Source organism: Komagataeibacter rhaeticus, assembly GCF_011611525.1.
GTDB classification, from domain to species: domain Bacteria; phylum Pseudomonadota; class Alphaproteobacteria; order Acetobacterales; family Acetobacteraceae; genus Komagataeibacter; species Komagataeibacter rhaeticus.
Genome location: NZ_CP050139.1, coordinates 1,671,786 through 1,687,050, shown reverse-complemented (window position 1 = coordinate 1,687,050; position 15,265 = coordinate 1,671,786). Strand labels below are relative to the sequence as shown.

General features: G+C 68.5%; 13 protein-coding genes. 4 read left to right on the top strand and 9 right to left on the bottom strand.

From position 1 onward, the window contains the following. Window positions 1–21 precede the first annotated feature (21 nt). Complete coding sequence (locus GWK63_RS07530) at window positions 22–1,434, bottom strand: portal protein (protein ID WP_039998903.1); 1,413 nt, start codon at window positions 1,432–1,434, stop codon at window positions 22–24. 127 nt (window positions 1,435–1,561) lie between these two features. Between GWK63_RS07530 and GWK63_RS07525 the strand changes: the two genes are divergently transcribed. Beyond that, window positions 1,562–2,224 carry a DUF2726 domain-containing protein gene (locus GWK63_RS07525; RefSeq protein WP_099963230.1) on the top strand — a complete coding sequence of 221 codons (663 nt, stop codon included), beginning with the start codon at window positions 1,562–1,564 and terminating at the stop codon, window positions 2,222–2,224. A gap of 69 nt (window positions 2,225–2,293) precedes the next feature. Here GWK63_RS07525 and GWK63_RS07520 read toward each other — a convergent pair whose 3' ends face one another. Beyond that, complete coding sequence (locus GWK63_RS07520) at window positions 2,294–3,607, bottom strand: phage terminase large subunit (protein WP_007398463.1); 1,314 nt, start codon at window positions 3,605–3,607, stop codon at window positions 2,294–2,296. Next, window positions 3,591–3,986 carry a terminase small subunit-like protein gene (locus tag GWK63_RS07515; protein ID WP_007398462.1) on the bottom strand — a complete coding sequence of 132 codons (396 nt, stop codon included), beginning with the start codon at window positions 3,984–3,986 and terminating at the stop codon, window positions 3,591–3,593. The genes GWK63_RS07520 and GWK63_RS07515 overlap by 17 nt, the downstream gene beginning before the upstream one ends. Before the next feature lie 409 nt (window positions 3,987–4,395). Between GWK63_RS07515 and GWK63_RS07510 the strand changes: the two genes are divergently transcribed. Further along, window positions 4,396–4,911 (top strand): GIY-YIG nuclease family protein, encoded by a 516-nt coding sequence (locus GWK63_RS07510; protein WP_039998901.1) that lies wholly within the window; start codon window positions 4,396–4,398, stop codon window positions 4,909–4,911. 79 nt (window positions 4,912–4,990) lie between these two features. On the opposite strand, the gene GWK63_RS07505 is transcribed toward GWK63_RS07510, so the two are convergent. From GWK63_RS07505 to GWK63_RS07495, 3 genes are all read right to left on the bottom strand, one after another. Then, on the bottom strand, window positions 4,991–6,112 hold the full coding sequence (locus GWK63_RS07505) for a hypothetical protein (protein WP_007398457.1): 1,122 nt from the start codon (window positions 6,110–6,112) through the stop codon (window positions 4,991–4,993). Between the two features lie 248 nt (window positions 6,113–6,360). After that, complete coding sequence (locus GWK63_RS07500) at window positions 6,361–7,503, bottom strand: DMT family transporter (protein WP_112209999.1); 1,143 nt, start codon at window positions 7,501–7,503, stop codon at window positions 6,361–6,363. Window positions 7,504–7,809: 306 nt separating this feature from the next. Next, on the bottom strand, window positions 7,810–8,358 hold the full coding sequence (locus GWK63_RS07495; RefSeq protein ID WP_007398454.1) for a hypothetical protein: 549 nt from the start codon (window positions 8,356–8,358) through the stop codon (window positions 7,810–7,812). 668 nt (window positions 8,359–9,026) lie between these two features. Between GWK63_RS07495 and GWK63_RS07490 the strand changes: the two genes are divergently transcribed. Next, on the top strand, window positions 9,027–10,298 hold the full coding sequence (locus tag GWK63_RS07490; RefSeq protein ID WP_157772010.1) for an acyltransferase family protein: 1,272 nt from the start codon (window positions 9,027–9,029) through the stop codon (window positions 10,296–10,298). A 10-nt stretch (window positions 10,299–10,308) separates the two neighbouring features. Here the strand turns inward: GWK63_RS07490 and GWK63_RS07485 are convergent, their stop codons facing one another. The 3 genes from GWK63_RS07485 to GWK63_RS07475 form a co-directional block, all read right to left on the bottom strand. After that, the gene (locus GWK63_RS07485) at window positions 10,309–11,529 is read right to left on the bottom strand and encodes an MFS transporter (RefSeq protein WP_051672139.1); all 1,221 of its coding nucleotides are present in this window, start codon (window positions 11,527–11,529) and stop codon (window positions 10,309–10,311) included. Window positions 11,530–11,755: 226 nt separating this feature from the next. Continuing rightward, window positions 11,756–13,009 (bottom strand): VapE domain-containing protein, encoded by a 1,254-nt coding sequence (locus GWK63_RS07480; protein WP_099963231.1) that lies wholly within the window; start codon window positions 13,007–13,009, stop codon window positions 11,756–11,758. Between the two features lie 196 nt (window positions 13,010–13,205). Beyond that, window positions 13,206–14,039: a bifunctional DNA primase/polymerase gene (locus GWK63_RS07475; RefSeq protein WP_099963232.1), complete on the bottom strand. Its 834-nt coding sequence runs from the start codon at window positions 14,037–14,039 to the stop codon at window positions 13,206–13,208. 95 nt (window positions 14,040–14,134) lie between these two features. On the opposite strand from GWK63_RS07475, the gene GWK63_RS07470 reads away from it, so the two are divergent. Beyond that, a complete protein-coding gene (locus GWK63_RS07470) occupies window positions 14,135–15,103 on the top strand; it encodes a S24 family peptidase (RefSeq protein ID WP_034932189.1) in 969 nt (322 codons plus the stop codon). Window positions 15,104–15,265: the final 162 nt, after the last annotated feature.

The window sequence follows — 15,265 nt, the reverse complement described above, 5'->3', positions numbered from 1 at the left end:
GTTACTCCGTAATAATGAATATCAGGTCTGGCTGCCGGTATTGATGCGCGCCCATTCGCCATGCGGGCCGGGCACGCCCGCGCGCGCGGCAAACAGGGCGCAGGCACTCTGGCGTGACAGGAACCCCCCCTGCACCGCCTGGCCCAGCCCCTGCGCCAGTTGCGCGATCTCGCCCTCGGTGCCGGGAAAGTAGGGCGGCCATTGCAGCGCAAGGCCCATTGCATCCAGCCCCACATAATCCTGCCCGCCAATGCACAGCCCACCGGCCAGGACATGGGAAAAGCGGCAGGCCATGCGGTACAGCGCCAGCAGCCCGTATTCCCCGTAACAGAGCCGCATGCGGTCAGTCAGCCACAGCAGCGGCTGGTAGAGCATTTCCATCGCGCGGCCCGATGTGGGGGCGGCCAGGCTGTCGGCCTGCGCGCGGTTGCCGTGAATCTGCTCCATCACGCTGGCGCGCAGTTCACGGTAATGGTCACGCATGGCGCCTGCCGCATCACCGTTTATTTCCAGCAGCTTGGCATCGCCATCCAGCGGCAGGGTCAGGGCACTGGCCGCGCCCCCACTGCTGGCGGGCGTGCCGTCCGCATACGGGTCCGGCCCCGCGCGGATGACAAGCCGGGGGTCGGCGCTGTATTTCAGCCCCCGCCCGGATTGGGACAGCAGGTAATCGCACTCGATCACCGTATCGATGGCGGGCGCAAAGGTGCACGGGCCATCCACCACGCCGGGGGCAGCCAGATTGGCCATCCACACCCATGGCACGAAGCCAAGGCCGTGATGGCTGCTGCGGGTGGCATCAATGCGCGCGGGCGGCCCGGCCTCCACACGCTGCGGCACGTAAACGTGGCAGTCCGCCCGGTCCCATACGCGCTGCCACCAGAACACGCTGGCGGCATCATCCGCGCCAATGGGCCAGCCCTGTGCGGCCAGCATCGCACCGCGCACCTTGTAGCACTCGGTCACGCTGGCTAGATCCCCCGCGCCATCCCATAGCGGGGTCAGGTAGCGGGTATCATGCACCTGCGCGCGCAGGCGGCGGCCCACGGCTTCAACCAGCACCGCGCTGGACCCGATGGACCCGCGGGTCGCGGCCTCCATCATCAGGGCGGGGAGTGCGGTCTCGGCGGCCAGTTGCGCCAGTATGGCGGGAAGCTGCGGGTCGGTGGCCACAAGGCCGGGCCAGTGCGACGCCCCGAACAGCAGCGAGACCGCATCATCCACCACCGCGCGGCACATGTTGGTACGCACCGATGGCCTGCGGGCTGAGAGCGGGATGTATTCCCCCGCCCCGTTATATTCGCGGCCAAAGGGGTTGGGAATGGCGTCGTACTGCGTGCCATCCAGCACGCGGGCCAGTGCCGCCAGGCGGTGGGCGCGCACGGGCAGGTCCGGGTCGCGCGGGTAGGTTAGGCTGAGTTCCTGCCAGTCCATGCTGTCATGCTCCGCTGCTGTGGGCAAGGGGATGCAGGCTGTCTCTACCTGCTGTTTTTATAGGTGAAAAAACGTACGGACTGGTCTAGACAGTCTGCCGCCCGTTAACTGGAGAGAACCTTATGCAATGCGTGCGCCCCCCATGCTGATGGGTATGGTGGAAGTTGTCGTGGGCCTGCTTGTGCTGGGCTGGGGGGTGCGCGGCATGCTGCGCGGCCCGGCCCCGGTCAGCCCCCGCCCCGCAGGCCGCCCCATGCGGGTGGAGCCGCGCACGCTGCCCCGCAGGCCCCCTGCCCCCGTGCCGGATGCCGTTATGGAACCCGTGGGGAACACCCCGGCGGATGCGCCGGTGGATGCGGGGTTCAGCGTGCCTGTTTCCATGGCGGATTACGGCTGGGCGGTGCGGCTGTACCAGCCCCACCCCCTGCTGAGCGCGTGGGAATGCCGGGTGCTGCGCAGCCTGACGGGTCAGGTGCCGCCGGGCGTTCTGGTGTGCCCGCAGGTCAGGCTGGCGGATTTCATCGTGCCGCGCGGCCCGGATGCGGATGCCAACCGCAGGGCGTTTTACAAGATTGCCTCCAAATCCGTGGATTTCCTCATCATCCGCGAAGGCGATGGCCATGTGCTCCTGGGCGTGGAACTGGATGACAGCACCCATGACCTGCCCGAGCGCCAGTACCGTGACGGGCTGGTCAACGCCGCTTTTGCACAGGTCGGCATACCGCTGCTGCATGTTGTGCCGGGGCAGCGGGTGGACGTAACGGGGTATTTTGCGGACGTGATGGCCTGAAACCCCAGCAGTAAGACGGCCTTCCTGAAAAAGGGTGGCACCCAGAAACCTTTTACAGTTCACGCAGGCCTACCGCCCCATGTTGAACCGCGTGGGCACCCACCGCGCGGGGGCCGCGGGCGGGGCGGCCAGCATGAGGTCACTCAGCGCCCAGACCAGCGCATCCGCCCGGTCGGGAGACTGCGCGCCATGGTAGCCACTGGCGGAAAACTGGCATAGCTGCGTCTCCAGCGCCGCGAATGTGCCGTGATGCGTCACCCGCCCCTGTTCATACAGCGCGGCCACCGGCTCGGCGCGGGCGGCCTTGCCCCGGCTGGCGCTGACCATGGTCAGTGCCGCATTGGGGTTCAGGCCGCGCAGGGTTGCTTCCACCAGCGCACCGCCAAAATTCTGCTCGGCCACAATACGCTCCGCCCCCCAGTCCGCCTGCGCCTGCAATGCCGCGCGCGCCCAGCCCGCCGGGCTGTCACGGCGTGACAGGTCAGCCAGGACATGGCCCGCCCCGGCGGCATCCACACCGCAGACCACAATGCCGATCTCGTCCGATCGCATGTCTTCCGGCCCCGAACAGCCCGACGGGTCCACCGCCACCACAATCCGCCGCATGTGCGCGGCAATGGCGCCGCGCGTGGCGGGGGTGATGGCGGCCGCGCGGGCAAAATCCTCCATCCGCCACAGCGCGCCATCCACCGCGTGCTGGTATTCGCCCTCCATGAAGCGCCTGCGTTCCCGCTCGGGCAGGGCCGCAAGCTGGGCCATGTACTCCGCCGAGAGGTTGGCGCGGTTGCCCGCCGGGTTAAGCTGCATGGTGGCATGGCGCGCGCGGTCCAGTGGCGTGCCGGATGTGGGTTCCACCCCTTCCTCAAACACGCGGTACAGCCAGTGGCTGGTGGTGGGGGGATTGGCGTCGACATATTCCTTCAGCGCCAGCGGGCTTTTCTGTGCCAGCCGCGTCAGCAGCATGTTGCGCGCGCCATAGGTGATCTGGCTGGCTTCGTTCAGGTAGACGGTGGCGAATTCCAGCCCGAGTATCTTTTCGGTGCGTTCGTCATCATCCAGCCCGCCAAACACGATGCTGGACCCGTTGGGCAGTTCCACCGTCCAGTCGGTGCGCGACAGCGCCCACGGAACAGTGGGAAAGCACGCGCGCATGACGGCGGGAAACGTATCGGCCACAACCGTGGCACGCAGCGCGTTCAGCCGGTGGCGGAAAATGCCGTGCCGCGTGCCCCCCGCCCGCAAGGCCCGGATGACCATGGCGCGCACCAGCACGAACGTCTTGCCCGACCGCGCGCCGCCGCGCAGCAGGATATGGGTGGCCGCACTGCCCAGCAGCCGGTTGGCGCGGCGCTGGTCCGGGGTCAGGCTAAAGGTCTGTGTCATCGGGCGTTATGGCAATGGTAATGGCGGGTGCGGGTTCGGCGCGCCGTTCGACCGTGGGGCGCAGGCGGGTGGCCACCCACATGCGCGCTTCCATGCGCAGTTTTATGGCGGGCACGTCGTCACGCCCGGTGGCGCGGTCGGCAATGCTCACGATCTCTTCCGCCAGCGCATCGGCCGCCGCTTCGCGCGCCAGGGCATACAGGCTGCGGAATTCGGGGTTGGCATGCAGCCAGCGCAGCACCGTGGCGCGGTGCGGCATGGCAGGGTCGGTGCAGATGGCGCGCAGGCTCTGGCCATTGCTCAGGCGGGCGCAGATTTCATCGGCCAGCCTGCGGCTGTAGGCCCCACGCCGGGGGGACGGGCCAGCGGGTTCGGGCATCGCCGCCCTCCGTTGCGTGGTTATGCCATTATGGAAGGGTTGTATGGAAAAATCGTGCAGGCAGCAAATAAACCGGGCAATGGCAGAGTGTATTCCCAGGCAATATGCCGGAAAAATGAATAACAGGTTTTGGGTGCGCCCCTGCTTGGGAACGGCGGCGTTACCTGAAGCATTGTGGAAAAAGCTTTACCAGAAACTTTCTTACGGTTGCCGGATGTTTCCCGGTTTTCCAGCCCGCCCCGGCAAGTGAAGCTACCCCATTATGGCAGGGTTGTAAGTAAAAACCGTGCAGGTGGCAATCATGTCAGGGCTGTGGCGCGGATGCTGGTTTTACCGGCTTTGGCAAAATATCCTGCCCCAACGGCTGCGTCCTGCCGCACCATTTCGATATTTGAGGGTTTCTGGATTAATGAAAGTAACAAGCTACGGTCTTTTCTGGAGAAAGGACGAGATTGACTGGCACCCCGGCAATGGCAACCACAACAGGTTCCGCCTGCTGGGGCGGGTTGGCAGTAATAGGGGCCATATAAAAATTGTGGATTTCCGCCACCAGCAGGGCATCTACATCCTGTATGACCATTACGGCCCGGGTTATGTCGGGCTGACGCGCAATCAGGGACTGGGAAAGCGGCTGAAGGACCACACACAGGATCATCTGGCCGGGAAATGGGACCGGTTCAGCTGGTTCGGCTTCCGGCCCATTGATGAAACCCCGACCGAACACGGCCTGCTGCCGCTGGGTGAGACGAAGGAAGACCTGACCGAAGAAACCAATACCACGATTGGCGACCTGGAAGCGCTTCTGATCCGGGCCATCGGCCCGAAGCGCAACAGGGTTTTCATGGGGTTTGGCAATGCGGAGGAATGGACCCAGATCGAATACGACCGGGTTGATACCTACATGAACCGCCTGGGGAATGATTAGGGGCCGTGGGGCAGGGCCTGCCGGGAATGCTTCAGGAAACGTCGCCTTTTTGAAAAAAGGCGACACCCGGGGTTTTTTATCAATGGGTTGTCTTGGACAGCCCCCAGACGGTGGGCACGGTATCCGGCCCCGCCTGCCCCGCCCGCGCCATGTCCCGCACCGCGTCAAACACCACTGGCCCATGCGCGTAATCGCGCTGGCAGTAGCGCAGGCCGGTCAGGGCAAAGACCAGTTCCACCGGTATATCGAAGTAAAAATCGATCATCCCCGGCGGGTAGCCACTCTGGGTTTCCTCCATTTCCATGGCCGTCCGCACGGTTTCCAGTTCCGGCGGGGGCGTGCCGTCCACCTTCAGGTCATGCGGGCCGGCCTGCCCGTTATGGGATACATCCCATATCCGCACCCCGTCACGCCAGCAGGTGGCGGCGGCGGCGTAGGCGGGTTCATCCACCATGCAGGCCATGACCGTGCTGCCCGCAGGACAGGTGGCAAGACGGGCCTCCACCCGGTGGCGCAGGCCCGCGCCGTTGCACCACAGCGCCGTCCACCCGCCGGGCAGGCTGGCGACGCTGGCGGGCGCGGGGCGGGTGTCATCATCGGGCATGCCGGTTTCCTCCAGCCCGAAATGGCGCAGCACCGCCGCGCGGTCCATGCCGTGGGCCAGGAATACCCCCACCGTGTAGCCCACCGGGCGCGGGGGGCAGCTTTCACGGATATAGGGGCGCAGGCGGATGGGGGGAAAGATGTCGCGCGTGCCCTCGGTCGTGGTGGCGGGGCCGAAGGTGACGCGCCCTTCGGTTAATGTATAGGGGTGGACGATATGCTCCGCCGTGCCGTCACGGTGCGCGCACATCATCACCACGGCCTGCGCGGGGTCGCTTTGCCCGGGCAGGATGACGGTGCAGTTGGCCACCATTGCCGCCGCGCGGTGGGGCGCTGCCGCCAGCACGCGGCCCAGCGCCGCGCGCGCCTGTTCGAGCTGCACGTCGCTTGATGCGCGGCCGGGCGGGTCCAGCAGGGTAATGCCGGCAATATAGGGTTCCAGCGCCACCGTGGCGCCAAAGGGGGCGAATACCCCGTCACGTGCCAGAAGGCTTTCCACATGCGGCACGATGGCCGCCGCCAGTGCCGCGAAATCCTGCTGCGGGGTGCTGAGCCAGTATGGCAGGTCCGCCGTGTTCCAGCCTTCGTACGGGTCCATCGCGCCATCCTTGTCCGTGGGCGGGGTCAGGCTACGTTTGGGGGATGTGGCGTGTCAATGCACGCCCGCGCACGGGCGGCGTGCGCGGCAATGGCGGGCCGCGGCACCTGACCATGCCGCAAGGGCATGCAGTGCGTGACGCCTGCCGGCCGGGCTTTTTTCAGGCCGGTTCCCGGTGGCGGCTGGCCCGGCCATGGCCGCCATCAGCCTGCGGGCATCGGCCATGGGACCGGCATGCCGCACGCCCCTTACGCCGCATGGGTGTGGTCATGCCCGTCATGGTCATGTCCGCCATGGTCATGTCCGCCATGGTCATGCCCGTCCGGGCCATGGTCATGGCCATCGTGGCTGTGGCGGTGGTGCAGGTCGGGATAATGGGGGTGGCGGTGCACCAGGCGGGTATGCACATGGTAGTGCGTGTGCGGCTCCCCCGGCGGGTCGTCGTGGGTGTGGGTGTGCTGGTGGTGCCCGTCATGCACATGGCGGTGGGTGTGGGCCATTTCCTCGTGAATGTGTTCATGGTCGTGGCGCTCGCTCAGGTGCAGCCACAGGCCGATGCCCATCAGCCCCCCCGCCACCGCCAGCCGCGCCGCGTCATGCACGCCAAACACCACAAGCGACACCACCGCCCCCACAAACGGCGCCAGCGCGAAATACGCCCCCGTGCGTGCCGCCCCCAGATGGCGCAGCCCCAGCATGAAGGCCACAAGGCTGATCCCGTACCCCGCGAACCCCACCGCCATGGCCCCCGCCACCAGTACCGGCCCCGGCAGGCCCGCATGCATGAACACCAGCGCCAGCGCCATGTTCACGCCCCCCGCCACCAGCCCCTTGAGCATGGCGATGCGCACCGGGTCCACCGCCGAAAGCCGCCCGCTCAGGTTATTGTCAATGCCCCAGCACACGCATGCCGCCACGATATACAGCGCCCCGGGCGAAAGGGTGGCCCGCCCCTGCCATGACAGCACGACCGCGCCCGCCACGATGCATACCGCGCCCAGCAGCAGCCTGCGGTCCACATTTTCACGGAACACCACCCATGCAATCAGCAGGGTGGCAATGCTTTCCACATTCAGCAGCAGCGAGGCCCCGGCCGCATCCGTGCGCGCAAGCCCCAGCATGAGCAGCAGCGGCCCCGCCACCCCGCCGGTGGCGATCACCCCCAGCAGCCACGGCAGGTCACGCCGCGCCAGCGGGGCTTCATCATGCGTGGGCAGCCGCAGGGCCGCGCGCGCGCCCAGCACCACCGCCAGCCCCAGGCCGGAACCAAGATAGAGCAGCCCCGCCGCCATCTGGGCCGGCATGCCCCCCAGCAGCAGCTTGGCAAAGGGCGTGCTGACACCAAACAGCACGGCGGAAAGCAGGGCGAGGCCAAGGCCGGTCTTGTTCATGCCGCCACCCTATCATGTCCGGCACGGCGCTGCCATTGCCATGCGGCACGCACGGGGCATGGCCGGGCCACCACTGCGGATGCTCCCGCGCCGGCCCGGCATGGAGCCCACCATGCCGGCACCGTTACCGGCACGGTCATTCCATCAGCAAACGGGCATGACCATGACGTTAAGGACAGGCCCCGCGCGGCCGCGACCAGCGCATGCGCCATGCCCGGCCCGTGCCCGGCCACGCCCTGCCGGAATCCCATGATGGCCCGCAACACCCCCCGTCCGGCGCGGCCTGCCGCTGTTCCCGCGCCCGCCTCACCATTGATCATGCAGCACATCCAGCGCGCGGTGCAGGGTGCGCAGGCGGGTGCCGGGCTGTTCATCCATGCCGCACACCGCGCATACCACCTGCCAGCGCGCGGGCGTAAGCAGGGCATGCGCGCGGTCCAGGCGACGGCGGGCCTGCATGCTGGCCTCGGCATCCTCCAGGCTGGCCCCGCCGCCCGCGCCGGTATGGGGGGTATAACACTGCACCAGCCGCCCGGCCCGCACCGCGCGCCGCCATGTGGCGCGAAAGCGCAGCCCCACCGCATGCTGTTCGGGCGTCAGGGCGGCGTTGGCGCGGTGGAACAGGCGGTCCAGCACGCAGGTATCCAGCACGCGGCGCACCGGCCGGGGCCGGGTGTGGGGGGCCAGTTCCATGCGGGTGGTCTCCACCACGCGGGCGGTGGCGGCGGGGCCGGTGGCCCCCATGTCGGGCTTCAGCCCGGCGGCAATGTCGCGCGCCAGCAGGCGGGCACGCCGGTCGGCCCGCAGCAGCGCCGCGACACGGGCGCGTTCGGTGACGGAAGGGGATGGGAGCATGGGCGGCCTCGCATGACTTTGTGCACAAAAGTCATACTAGCGCCGGGCCATGCAGGCAGGCAGGCCATCCTCCCCCGGCACGGGCGGGCGGCAGGCCGGGAAAAAGGGCGGTGGCAGGCAGCCTTCCGCGCATGACGGGTCCCTGCCATATCCGGCCCCCGTACCGGCGGGTCCGTGGTAAAACCGGCCGCCTGCACCACACCGTACCGCCCGTTCCATGGTGGCGCAACCATGCAAACCGGCGCGGGGTGTTCCCTCTGTTCCCTATGTTCCCAACTGTTTTACAGAACAGTAAACGAATAGCATGCCCTGTCGCCCTGTCGTACACCAGATGGCAGAAACAGCGGGAACAAAGGGAACAGAGGGAACACAGGGAACAGGCCCGCCCGGCGGGGGCTGACGGTTTCGTGATACAATCTGTAAAATCCCTGTCCCGCAGGCGGCGTTACTTCCGCCAGACCCTGTAATGGCAGGTTGTTGTCCTGCCCCGGTGGCCTGTTATCGGCAATACGGGCGCCACCATGCGGATGGGGGATGGTCCCGCACGTTTTAATAACAATAAAATAAATAAAAACAAAAAAATAATACGCGAATCGCATTTTTTCGAAATAATAAATAACAATAAATGTGTATATGGAATCATCTTTTATTTGTGTGTGAGAACGATCATGTACAGAACCACCGTGGTGGAAGATGCCTCCATTGACACGACACCCCCGCCCGCCCTCACCCCGGCCATGGCCGACCTGCCCACGGCCACCGCCCTGCCCGCGCTAGCGTCGGCCGATGTCGCCCCGCTGGCCCGGCCCGTCATTCCCGCGCTGACGGGCATACGCGGGGTGGCGGCGGCATGGGTGGCCACCCACCACATGCTGCCGCCGCTATGCGCCAGCATCGGCGTGCACGCGCTGGACCATTCCAGCGTGGTGGAAAACGGCTTCCGCGCGGTGGACCTGTTCTTCATCCTGTCCGGGCTGATCCTGATGCTGACCCATGGGCATGACTTCGTGGTGCGGGACATGGCGCCGGTGCGGCGTTTCCTGATCCTGCGCGTGGTGCGCGTGGCCCCGCTGCATGTGCTGATCATGCTGGCCATCGTGCCGTTCGTGCTGTCACAGCCCGATTTCGTGCGGTGGTCGCGGGTCTATACCTCGCCCGAATATGCCTACCGGCAGCATGATTTCTCATGGCCGGGCTTTGTGCAGAGCCTGTTCCTGCTGCAGGCGCTGACGGTGGCCAAGCTGGGCACATGGAATGGCCCGTCATGGACACTGAGCGCCGAGGTACTGGGCTACTTCCTGTTCCCCGCCATGGCGTGGGGGCTGCTGGGCATCCGGCGCGTGGCGCTGCCGCACCTACTGGCGGCGGCCCTGCTGGGGGGGGAATGCGTGGTGCTGGCGCTGGCCCACCATGCCCATAACAACCCCAGCGGGCCAATGGGCACGGTGCGCATGCTGGGCGGCTTTGGCGCGGGCATGGCGCTGGGGCGCGCGGTGATGATGGGGGGCGTGTCCACCCGCGCCGCCGCCATCATGACATGGGGCGGCGCGGGGCTGGTGGCGCTGGGGCTGGTGGTGGCGGTGTTCTCGCCCGTCATGGTGTTCGGCTTTACGTGGCTGCTGGCGGGGCTGGCCTGCCGGACCGGGCTGCTGGGCCGGGTGCTGGGCTGCCGGCCGCTGCTGTGGCTGGGGGCGGTGTCATTCCCGTTCTACATGGTGCATTTCTTCGCGCTGAAAGTATTCGAATGGTATTTCGACCCCCGCTTCGAACAGATGGGCGTGGCCGTGACCCTTCTGGCCTGGGCGCTGCTGCTGGGTGTCATGTTCACGCTGGCCATCGTGCTGCACAGGGGGGTGGAACGCCCCAGCCACCGCCTGGCGCGCAGGCTGGCGGCGGGCGTGCGCATCACCCCCCTTGCCCCGCCCGTGCTGCCCGCGTAGCCGCCGCCATTCAACCCCCGGCCGTGGCGGGCACGGGGGTGGGCAGGTCCTCGTCCTCATGCACCACGCGGGTGGGGAAGGCGCTGCCGCTGACCGCCACCAGCGCCATGCACAGCACGCCCACGCCAATGGCCGTGGGCGCCAGCACCCCCTGCCCGTGCAGGGCCAGCAGCCCGCCCCCCACGGCCGAGCCAAGCAGGATGCCGATATTGCTGGTGGCATTCACCGCCGCCCCCGCGATGTCGCCCGTGGTGGCCTGCGTGCGGATGGCACCGGACATGAAGAACGGAATGGCCCCGGCATAGCCCGCGCACCAGACCGCGCCCGCCGCAACCGACCCGATGCCGCTGGTGGCATGGCCCACCAGCAGGCCAATCCCCGCCAGCAGCAGCGCCCCCGCCCCCAGCATGCCCAGACGCGGGCTGGCATCAACCAGCTGCCCCGCGCCCCACAGCCCCGCCAGGCTGCACACGCCGATGGCCAGCAGGTCAAGGCTGAGTGTCGCCTGCGGCAGCCCGTGGGCCACCAGCACCGGCGCGATATAGGTATAGACAAGGTTATGGGCAAAGAAGAACCCGGTGGTGACCGTCAGGATCACGCCAAAATCCCGCACCGCGCGCCCGCTGCCCCGCAGGCCGGAGCGGGCCGCGCGCACCGGGGTGGCAACGGCGGGCAGCGCCACCATCACCACCACCGCCAGCACGGCGGCCAGCCCGCCCGCCGCCAGCAGGGCCGCCCGCCAGCCCAGGAACTGCCCGATGGCCGCCGCCGCCGGCACCCCCGCCACCGCGCCGAATGACGCGCCGCAGAACACGAACGAAATGGCCCGTCCGGTAACCCGCCGGGGCACAAGCTGGGCCGCATAGGCCGAGACGATGGACATGAGCAGCGCATGCGCCCCCCCGCCCACCGCGCGCCCCACGCACAGCAGCCAGAAGCTGGGGGCGAACGCGCCCATCAGGTTGGATGCGGCGTAGCCCGCAAGCGCCAGCAGCACCAGGCGCTTGCGGTTGACGCGCGCGGTCACGATGGTCAGCGGCACCGCCAGCGCGGCCACGATCAGCGCATAGGCGCTGACGGCCATGCCCACCTGCCCGGAATTGAGGTGGAAGGACCGCGCCATTTCCAGCAGCAGCCCCACGGGGGCCAGTTCGCTTGTTATGGCGGTAAAGGTAGCGGCGCACAGCACGCACAGGCCAAGGGCCGCAGGCCGGGACAGGGTGGAGAACATGGCTGTCGTTCCAGGGTTATTGTTTTTTGCGCCATATCCACATACCGCCCCGGTGGGAAGGAATTTCACGCGCCCGGGAAATGCGTCCGGCACAATAAAGCCATGCATTTTACGCCTGCCGCGCAGGGCATGGAAAACGGCCCGGTTCCGGCGGCCATGAGGCCCCGCCACCTGCGCTCCCCGGCCCGTTGCACGACGCGGGGCGGGGGTGGCGCGAGCGGGTGGTTCACCCCGCCCCGCCCGGCTGCCAGACCCAGTGGGTGGCGCCACCGCTGCGCACCTTGTGGCGCGCCCAGCCCATGGCGCGCAGCACCACGCCCGCGCGCTGCTGGGTCGCGCGGTCCTGCCGGTCCCGCGGCAGGCCAAGGGCCATGTGCAGCACATCGGCCATGCGCACGCCGCCCGCCCCCCGCCCGGCCAGCCACGCGGCAATGGGGTCGTGCCACGGGTCATCGGGCAGGCGGGCTTCCTGTGCCGCCTGCGCGGTAATGGCGATGGCGGGATCATCCAGCCACAGGGGCATGGGGCTGGTGGCCTCCCGATGGTCCGCCTCCGCCCAGAGCTGGGACCTGTGGGCGGCAACCCAGTCCGGATCGGCGCGGGTGCAGCTGATGGGCCAGTAGCGGCGGTTGCCGGTGGGGTCGGTCAGGTAATCGCATTCATTGGTGGTACCAACGAACACGCACTGGCGCGGGCGGATGACCTCGGTCGTGCCGTAGCTGGGGCGGTAGCGGTCATGCTGGCGGCTGAAGAACGCCTTGGCATCACGGCTGGTGGACCGGCCAAGCGCCTGCAGTTCCCCCAGTTCCACGCACCATACGCCCAGCAGCCCCTGGGCGGCGTCCTTGTCCCCCAGGTCGCGCGGCAGGTCGTCCTTGAACCATGCCGGGCCGAACAGCGCGGCCAGCAGGCGGCTCTTGCCCATGCCCTGCGCGCCCTCCAGCACGGGCACGTAGTCGAACTTGCAGCCCGGCTGGCGCACGCGCCGCACCGCGCCACACAGGAAGCGCGCGCCCACGGCGGCATGATAGGCATCCGCCCCGGCGCCCAGCGCCCGATCCAGCCATGTGGCCAGGCGGGGCGTGCCATCCCATGCCAGCGTGTCCAGCCAGTCCCGTACCGGGTGGCGGCGGCACAGGCCGGTTGCGGTGCGGCAGGCCTGTTCGGCCACGGCGCGGCTGACCGGCAGGCCGTAGGCACGCTGCATGTAGGCCTGCACCAGGGCGGTGTCCGTGTCCTCCATCATGCGCGGATACGGCCCCGGCGGGGCGGCCGCGCCGTCAAAGGCGGCCGGCGGGGCACGGGTCAGCATGGGGCGGCAGCCAAACGCATCCCACGCCAGCAGGCCACGCAGCAGCGGGTCATGCCCCAGCAGCACCAGGCAGTTGCTGAGCGAGGCCGACACCCTGCCCCGCGCCCCGCGTACAAGCAGGTCCATCCATGCGGCGGTGACGATGGCGGGGGATGGGGCATCAGGCATGGACGGACCTCGGGCTGGATGGGTTCTGGCGCGGCGGCGGACAGAGGGGGGAATGCGGTGTGGGGGCGTGGTACGGCCACCGCATGGACAGTGTGCGGGGCAGTGGTACGCGGTGGCATGGAATGTCAGGAAAGCGGCCGCCCGCCCGTGTCCGGGCCGGCGGGGCCAGGGCGATGCCAGGGCGGGGCCGGTGCGTTCAGCCGCCAGGGCGCGGGTTGCGCAGCCCCGCCCCCAGCCCGGAGCGGATGGTGGCGCGGGCCTCGGCTGGCGGAATGTTGCGCAGGCGGGCGGCGTGCAGCAGCATGTCGCGCGCCGTGGCCGGGTCCAGCAGCCCCGCCCCGCACCACCGGCCCAGCGCATAGGCCCGGGCGTTGAGCGTGGTGTTGGCCATGCCCCGGGGCGCATCGCACACCGCATGCAGCGCGCGCATGAGCGTGCCCCGCATCCGCTCCCCATCCATGCGGGGCACGGGCCGCGACGGGACGGCGGGCGGGGCCAGCAGCGCCGCAAGCCATGGCGGTATGGGCGGCGGGGGCACCACCCAGGGCGGGACGCGCCAGGTATAGGCCCCGCCCGTGGCCGGATGCGTGCCGGGCGGGATGGTGACCGCCTGCGGCCCCCGGTGCGGGTCCAGCCCCGGCGCGGGATGGCCCGCATGGCCGCGCAGGGCCTCGCCCCGATGGGCAAAGAACAGCACCGCCCCGCCAGAACCGCCGGTGCGCGTCATGGGCCGGGGCGGCAGCGGGCCATGGCGGCGGACCAGGGCGGCCAGCGCCGCCACCCCGTCGGCCGCGTGCGTGCCCGGCCGGTCCACATCCAGCGCGAACAGCCCCGACGGGCCGCACACCACCCGCCAGCCGCAGCCCGGCCAGCGCGCGCACCACCGGGCAATCGTGTCCAGGTGGCAGGTTGCCTGCCCTGCCGCGCCGCGAAAGCACGCGGCGCGCGATCCCGCCCGCACGGGATGGACATGCCAGCCCAGCCGGGCCACGCGGTACAGGTCTGGCGGGATGGGGGCGGTATGGGTCATGGCCGGTGTTTTATGGGATATATCCCAATACGTCAAGCAGTAATGGGATACGTCCCCCCTACCCTTCCGGCCGGGTTTATGGGACAGTTCCCATTATGGATACACGCTCCCCCGCCGCCGCCGAGATCGAACGCCGCATGGCGCTGCTCAAGCTCAATAAAAAGCGCCTTGCCGAACTGGCGGGCCTGAACGAGACGTATGTGCACGACATCCTGCGCGGCAAGTCGCGCAACCCCGGCGGCGACCGGCTGGAAAAGGTGGCCGCCGTGCTGGGCTGCACCGCAAGCGACCTGCTGCGCGCGCCCGCCGCCGGTGGCCCCAGCTCCGCCGCCCACCGGCTGAAGGCGCTGCGCGAACGCGGGGGCTACACCGTGCGCGGGCTGGCGCGCGACCTGGGCATGGGGGAGCGGTTTTCCAGCTATGCCTTCTATGAAAACAAGCTGAAGAAGGACTTCATTCCCGTTGACCTGGTGCGCAGGCTGGTCCCGCTGCTGACCGACCGGGGCGACCCGCCCATTGCCGCAAGCGAGGTCTGGGCACTGTGCGGCATCGTGCCCGGCGCCACCGACCTGAACGAAAGCATAAGCCGCGCCGAACGCGCCAGCATGCCCGTGCATGATGATGACGGCGCGATTACGGTGCATGAATACGACATCTCGCCCCAGGCGGGCGGCGGCGCGATCGTGGACCACACCGCCTGTGGCGATGGGGAGGGCCACCCCACGCTGGAGTCATGGCGCATCCCGCGCAACTTCATCCGCAACTACCTGCCCGATACGGCGGGGCTGGCCATCATCCGCGTCACCGGCAATTCCATGGAGCCGGAATTCCTGGCGGGTGACCGGGTGCTGGTTGATACCGGGCACCGCATCCCCTCGCCCGACGGGGTATATGTCCTTTGGAACGGCATGGGGGTCGTGATCAAGCAGCTGATGCTGGTGCCCAATTCCCGCCCGCCGCGCATCCGCATCATCAGCGTCAACCCCACCTATCCGGTGGATGAGGTCGATGCATCCGACCTGGTGATCAACGGCCGGGTCGTGGGCAAGTGGGTGTGGAAATAGCGCACCGGCCTGATGTGGCCACTGCCCTATCACGGCCGCATTCATCGCGCAGTCATGCATCCCGTGCCCGCCACCACTGCCCGGATGCCCCATGCCTGTCCTGCCACAACCCCACGCCGTGACGGGCGCCAGCCTGTCATGACCATGCCGACATCCCCCCGC

What these genes read in the sequence shown, in the direction of transcription:
- GWK63_RS07530 (WP_039998903.1), bottom strand. Translation starts at nt 1,434, where the DNA reads ATGGACTGGCAGGAACTCAGCCTAACCTACCCGCGCGACCCGGACCTG.
- GWK63_RS07525 (WP_099963230.1), top strand. Translation starts at nt 1,562, where the DNA reads ATGCGTGCGCCCCCCATGCTGATGGGTATGGTGGAAGTTGTCGTGGGC.
- GWK63_RS07520 (WP_007398463.1), bottom strand. Translation starts at nt 3,607, where the DNA reads ATGACACAGACCTTTAGCCTGACCCCGGACCAGCGCCGCGCCAACCGG.
- GWK63_RS07515 (WP_007398462.1), bottom strand. Translation starts at nt 3,986, where the DNA reads ATGCCCGAACCCGCTGGCCCGTCCCCCCGGCGTGGGGCCTACAGCCGC.
- GWK63_RS07510 (WP_039998901.1), top strand. Translation starts at nt 4,396, where the DNA reads ATGAAAGTAACAAGCTACGGTCTTTTCTGGAGAAAGGACGAGATTGAC.
- GWK63_RS07505 (WP_007398457.1), bottom strand. Translation starts at nt 6,112, where the DNA reads ATGGACCCGTACGAAGGCTGGAACACGGCGGACCTGCCATACTGGCTC.
- GWK63_RS07500 (WP_112209999.1), bottom strand. Translation starts at nt 7,503, where the DNA reads ATGAACAAGACCGGCCTTGGCCTCGCCCTGCTTTCCGCCGTGCTGTTT.
- GWK63_RS07495 (WP_007398454.1), bottom strand. Translation starts at nt 8,358, where the DNA reads ATGCTCCCATCCCCTTCCGTCACCGAACGCGCCCGTGTCGCGGCGCTG.
- GWK63_RS07490 (WP_157772010.1), top strand. Translation starts at nt 9,027, where the DNA reads ATGTACAGAACCACCGTGGTGGAAGATGCCTCCATTGACACGACACCC.
- GWK63_RS07485 (WP_051672139.1), bottom strand. Translation starts at nt 11,529, where the DNA reads ATGTTCTCCACCCTGTCCCGGCCTGCGGCCCTTGGCCTGTGCGTGCTG.
- GWK63_RS07480 (WP_099963231.1), bottom strand. Translation starts at nt 13,009, where the DNA reads ATGCCTGATGCCCCATCCCCCGCCATCGTCACCGCCGCATGGATGGAC.
- GWK63_RS07475 (WP_099963232.1), bottom strand. Translation starts at nt 14,039, where the DNA reads ATGACCCATACCGCCCCCATCCCGCCAGACCTGTACCGCGTGGCCCGG.
- GWK63_RS07470 (WP_034932189.1), top strand. Translation starts at nt 14,135, where the DNA reads ATGGATACACGCTCCCCCGCCGCCGCCGAGATCGAACGCCGCATGGCG.